1 protein-coding gene is annotated in these 2,479 nt (G+C 60.4%); it reads left to right on the top strand.

Annotated elements, in window-relative coordinates:
• Positions 1-910 precede the first annotated feature (910 nt).
• Positions 911-2,479 (top strand): hypothetical protein (locus QZY44_RS11160; protein ID WP_295446176.1); only part of this gene is annotated, 1,569 nt, incomplete at its 3' end.

Raw genomic sequence — 2,479 nt, 5'->3', positions numbered from 1 at the left:
TCATCCTCTCCATGTCACCGGGCGCCAATTCCACGGCCATTTGAGCCGGCCGGCGCTTCGATTTCAACTCATTGTTCCGCGCCGAGCGGGAAGATTGCGAAGGTGCTGCGCGTGACACCCCCCGGGTTGGTCATGTTCGGCCTGGGTGAGCCGCGTGCGGCTCATATCGGACAAGCGGGGCGGTGAGGTTGGCAACCTTCGAAGATGGCCAGCGTGGTTGCCATCGCCGCGCGGCGTGATTGGGCCAGCTTCATCAGGCGGCGGCGAGCGGGGAGTATCCGTGAACTGGCGGCGGCCGGAAGAACGCCAGGCCGGTCGGTGTTTCGGGGGGGGGGACGGGGCGCTGTGCGGATGTCAAAGAGCGGTGCGACTGCGAGTAGTATTCACCACGGAGACACCGAGGCACAGAGAAAGGCATGGTCGTGGTGACGATTGGTGCGGGCTGGTGGCTTGCGATAGATTTTGTCCGAGGACGTCTATTTGTCGGCGCACGGGGCTGAAAAACGCTGACTGCGCCGGCATGGTCGCAAAATTAGAAATCCAGCGGCTTCCGCGTTCATCTACCCCACGTCCCCGGGGCGCGAAATCCGCGGCCATTTGACCCGACCGCCGGCCTGATTTCAGCTCCCGTTTCTGCCGGTCAACGCAACCCGTAACGTGCCTGAGGGAACACGGCTGTCGGGGGCTTAAATGATGGTGGGGCCGCCTGGAAACGTGTTACATTGAGGAGTTTGCGAGGTGCGGCCGGAGGTTGAGGCGCCCCCGAGGGCGCTGGGCGGCGCCAGTTTAAGCGTCCACAAAACGTCTTGCCCCCCCTTGACGACTCCCGTGCTGAGGATAAATTTGCGTTAGTTCAGCCCCGAGCATTTTCAGATCGGGCTAACAGGGCTCGCGAAGAGGAGACAACCACGTGCTGCTGCCGCCGTACCCGCTGGATCAACAACCGGCCGTGCGCCCATTGACAAATCCGAACGAGTGGACGGCTTTTTTCAACTATATTCGCGAACACCTAAGGGGCGCCAGCCCCCGTCACGACAAATCACCGTTGAATAGCATAGTGGAAGTGCTCAACACTCACGCATGCTCATGCGTTGTTGTCGAGCATCTGTACGAAGACGAGCACGCTTTGTACGACTACTTGCATGATCACGCGCGGGCCTTCTGCGACATGGAGCGCCGGTGCCTCCGCGCACATTTTTTCGCTGGGCCCCCGCTAACCTGCGAGGCGCTGACCAGCGAACTGCTTCAGGATTGGAGTGAGGGAGCGGCGGGGGAGAGAAAGTACCTGGGATACGTCGTCTTTCGTGCAACAGGCCAGCACTGTGTGGGCAGGACGGTTATCCGAAGTCCTGCAAACCTTGGCCCCAATTTCGAAGTGATTAGCTCACCATTCACCGCTCGCTTGTGCGGCGCCAAACTCCATGTGCCCGGGACGCCGTTCATGGAGAGCGATCTGAGCAGCCACGTCTGCGCTGGTGCGGCGCTCTGGATGCTATGCGAAGACCTACACCATCGCTACCGAACACGGCGGCTGTTTCCTCGACAGGTAACAGAGATTGCCACCGGGGATCTGTCACTGCGCACGGGCCTCGAGTACTTGACGCAACCCCAAATGGCCCGCGTTCTCCGGCATCTTAATTGCTCGGTTCATCAGAAGTACTGGCGGCAAGAATCTGAGCCTGATGACGAAATACGCCGGGTCCGTGACATGGCAAACTTCGTGTGCGGGTACGTACAGTCAGGTATTCCCGTGCTAATCGGGTACTGCGCGGTCGGCGACAAGTTTGGACACGTCGTTCTCGCAGTCGGACACGGCCTAGCCGACAAGAAGGCTTGGCCACTGCTCACTCACAAGGACGCCGCGATCGACCCGCGAGAACTCGTATCCGATTACGTGCAAGATCTACTCGTGCACAACGATTCCCGAGGTCCTTACCGACGATTACCAATTTGGCGGTCGGCCGGCGCTTCCTTAAGTCGATCTGCAAAGGACGCGGGCTGGACCCTGCAAGACGCCAGCTACGTTCATGCGATGGCCGCGGTTGCTGCGCCAGCCAGGATGGTCTACGAGCATGCTCTGGCGGTCGCGCTAAGGACCTTCTTGCTCAACGCTGATCCGACCCGCGAGCTGGGCAATGCTCGTCTTCGCACCTATCTGCAGTTGGCACCAAGGTTCCGGGAGCTACTCCTTGACACCGGGCGCGGGCGGACGCCAATGTCGCCCAGGCACACTGATGTATATCTAAGGATGACTCTACCTAGGTACATCTATGTGTGCGACATCTGTCGAGAGAGCACCGATGTGGGCCGACCCCTTCGCGCCGTAGGCGAAATCGTAATCGACGGCACGAGCCCACCGTTTGATCTAAACGACAACTCGAACCTTCCGGCGGCCGTTTTGACGCTTCGCCTGGGCAGGCGGTTATGGGTTCGTGGGACCGCCCAGCCGATCCTAGCCGATGCGTACCCAGAGCATCCG

The sequence above is a fragment of the uncultured Thiodictyon sp. genome (genome assembly GCA_903837595.1).
Lineage (GTDB): Bacteria > Pseudomonadota > Gammaproteobacteria > Chromatiales > Chromatiaceae > Thiodictyon.
Note: the sequence above shows the minus strand (reverse complement) of the source record. Positions and strands in the feature narration are given on the sequence as shown.